At 28.5% G+C, this 368-nt stretch carries 1 protein-coding gene; it reads right to left on the reverse strand.

The annotated features are described in order from the left end of the window. Positions 1–72: KxYKxGKxW signal peptide domain-containing protein (locus KH893_RS13270; RefSeq protein ID WP_427860473.1), on the reverse strand; the 72-nt coding region annotated here is incomplete at its 3' end. Between the last annotated feature and the right edge of the window lie 296 nt (positions 73–368).

Here is a 368-nt window from a genome sequence, read left to right on the forward strand (position 1 = left end):
TACAACAGTGATTGCTGCGAACACCCATCTTCTACCTTTTTTGTACATTTTATAATGCAACTTTTCCATCATATTCCCTCCAAATATCCTTGCGTATAATCAGATTGCGTACACCCTATTTGAACATCTAAAATTATAACATAATTTATTATTAGTAAATAATATTTTCTTCATATACTGTAAAAATGCGTAAACTAGATCCTTTTTTAAGCTTGATATTGATAAATTAAGCTACCATTAAATGTTCAAATAGGGTGTACCCTGTTTGAACATTGAGTGGTATAATTATTTCTCTATCAAAAAACTAGTAATATCAATAAATACTACCGTAAGTGATTAGACTTGAAATGTGTTCATTTTCTTTTGAC

Origin of the sequence: Liquorilactobacillus sicerae (assembly GCF_029916425.1) — a bacterium.
GTDB classification, from domain to species: Bacteria; Bacillota; Bacilli; order Lactobacillales; family Lactobacillaceae; genus Liquorilactobacillus; species Liquorilactobacillus sicerae.